This is a genomic window from Dehalococcoidia bacterium (assembly GCA_028711995.1).
Taxonomy (GTDB): domain Bacteria; phylum Chloroflexota; class Dehalococcoidia; order SZUA-161; family SpSt-899; genus JAQTRE01.
Genome location: JAQTRE010000237.1, coordinates 1 through 2,697, shown reverse-complemented (window position 1 = coordinate 2,697; position 2,697 = coordinate 1). Strand labels below are relative to the sequence as shown.

General features: G+C 55.8%; 3 protein-coding genes. All 3 read right to left on the bottom strand.

What is annotated here, in order from left to right:
* Positions 1 to 252: GTP-binding protein (locus PHV74_16125; protein MDD5095879.1), on the bottom strand; the 252-nt coding region annotated here is incomplete at its 3' end.
* Positions 253 to 439: 187 nt separating this feature from the next.
* Complete coding sequence (locus tag PHV74_16120; protein MDD5095878.1) at positions 440 to 1,345, bottom strand: MBL fold metallo-hydrolase; 906 nt, start codon at positions 1,343 to 1,345, stop codon at positions 440 to 442.
* Positions 1,346 to 1,460: 115 nt separating this feature from the next.
* Positions 1,461 to 2,697: FtsX-like permease family protein (locus PHV74_16115; protein MDD5095877.1), on the bottom strand; the 1,237-nt coding region annotated here is incomplete at its 5' end.

The following is a 2,697-nucleotide window of genomic DNA, read 5'->3' as shown; positions in this document are numbered from 1 at the left end:
GGCGATGACCAACAGCGCCAGGTCAATTCCTCCGACCCCGGCCAGCATATTTTTGACAAACCGTTCGTGTCCGGGAACATCGACGATGCTGACCTCTCGACCGCTGGGTAGCTTGAGCCAGGCAAAGCCGAGGTCAATGGTCATGCCTCGCTCTTTCTCTTCCGCCAGGCGATCCGGATCGATGCCTGTGAGAGCTTTGATCAGAGTCGATTTACCGTGATCTACGTGTCCGGCGGTTCCAAGTACATACATGGTGTGCCTCAGAGGGGGTGTGCTTAGATTCTACCTTTTGCGGTTGGCATTGACAACCAAATAGCCTTGCGTTGGAGAGGTATTTGCTGCAAATCGGAAAGGGGTTTCACCACAGAGATCACAGAGAGGAGAGAGACTATTGAGTTCTCCGTGCTCTCTGTGTCCTCAGCGGTGGCAATTTCGCTGTCTAAGCGGGTTTTCCTTTTTGGAACTCTTTCTGGAAATAGAGCATATAGCCTCCTACCATCGCACTGAAATCAAGCCCGGAGACGGGAAGTCCGTCCTGGGCTAATCCCTGTGAGACCCTTTCCAGAACTTGCTCAAACTTCTCTCCGCTCTTGAGGCCGGAGAGTACCAGGTCTCCGGCTCTTCGGGTGGTGGTACGCGCTGCCTGGAGGCGATTCTTAACGTCGCGACTGACGCCATCGTGAGAATAGAAGAGGATCGCCGGGGCGAGCTTCTCTGCCTTCTCAATGGTTTCGAGTGCTGCCTTCAGATCGAAGTTCGGCGGTATGGCTGTGGGCAGAACAAAGCCGGTCTCTCCCAGCGGCAATCCGAGAGCTTCGCCGCAGAAAAGGCCACGGCTGGCGCTGTCATACACGCTGATGTGGTTGGGCGCATGCCCCGGGGTATCGATGATCTTCAGCTCTCGATTTCCCAGGGATAACGTCTCGCCGCCTTTCACGGGGATTACTTGTGACTGGGCTACCGCCAGTATGGGGCCAAAAGTCTCCTCGAACTGGTCCCCAAAGGCTCGTTTGGTGCCGGCGATGAGTTTGGAGGGCTCCAGTAGATGGGGGGCCCCTTGCTCATGCAGCACGATTTTGGCCCCGGGCCATTGTTGGCCCAGATATCCCACACCTCCTCCGTGATCGATATGAATATGAGTGGGGATGATAAAGGCGATTTTTGTCGGGTCCTGTCCGATCTGACGTAGCGCATCCAACAGGGCCGGGGCAGCACTGGTCGGGCCCGTCTCAATGAGCGCGGCCGGATTTCCTGCGATGAGGTAGGATACGGCAGGCATCTGCGCTCCGGCCAGTTGAGCATCGATTCGGTAGATATTTTCTGTTATCAAAGTAACGCTGCTCATGATTCCTCCTAGCCAAACAATTCGTGGCCAATTATAGCACAGGCCACTTTGTGCTTTCAATTAAGGGTTCTCTGATCATGTGCCAGACAAACCATCGATAGAATCTTTTTCGGGTTCAGCTTGCCTGCTGTTTGGTGGCTTTTGCCAGGTCCAGCCGGCTGAGGCTGCGGACGCCGGGAAGCTGCGAGAGGAGCATGATCAAGATGACGATCCCCATGGTCATCCCATAGGTTTGCCTGTGTATCACCAGATCCATGGAGAACATGTCGCCCTGGAACATGCTGAAGAAGTAGAGCGCGATCAGGTATCCCATGAGGATTCCGGGGAGCAGCCCGCCCAGTCCCAGCAGAAGATTCTCAATGGTGATCATCAGGCCGATGCGACGGGTGGATTCTCCCAGGGTTCGCATGGTGGCGATTTCCCGGCCCCGCTCCAGAATGTTCACCGTGACGGTGGTGAAGACAATGGCCATGGCGAGCACAGCGCCGAAAAGAAGCATGATCCACAGCATGGCACTTCCGGCTTGCATCATCGCGTCCATGTCACTTCGGGTTTCGGATGTCAGTTCCACCGAGGCGGTGGCTTCCAAAGCGTAAGCCTTTTCCCTGATGGCATTTTCGAATTCAGCCGGGACCTTCAGCAATGCTCCGGTGATCATGTCTGCTCCCGATCCCAGTTGTTGCATCTTCTCCAGCGACATGTATCCGAAGCTGCCCATGGGTTCCTTGACGAATCCGGTGACCTCTTGCTGCGTTTGCCCCCAGGGAAATGTCAGACCAAGCAGGTCTCCGGTACGGATATGGAGTGTATTCTTGAGGCCTTCGCTCAGCAGAATTCCTTGATTTTCGGGGTGGAGTTCCTTATTGGACGGAGTGTACATACCTCGCAGATCGCCATTGGTGGGGAAGGCCAGAGTGAGCGTGGTGTACGTTTCCCCTCCAAAGTCCATCCGGGTAGGGGCTTCGATCATCAGTTCCACTTTTTCCACCCCTTCCCATTGGCCGATCTCTTCGGCGATGGCGGAAGGCTGCGGTTGGGCGAATTCGATCCGGGCGTCATACCGCTGGACCTTGTCGAACATGAAGCTCATCAGTTCATCGAGGGAATCGATCATGCCGGCCGAAATGAGGATCAGGCTGACCCCGAAGGTAACGCCGATGGCGGTATAAAGGCTGCGTCTTCGATTGCGGAAGATGTTGCGCAGCGGAATCTTCCATAGAGAGGACAGTTTCTTCAGAAAAGGAAAAATGCGTTCCAGCAGCAGTCTTCTTCCCGCGGCCGGCGCCGGTGTGCGCATGGCCTCGGCCGGTGGAATCTTGGAAGCGGCCCACGCGGGCATCAATCCGGAGACC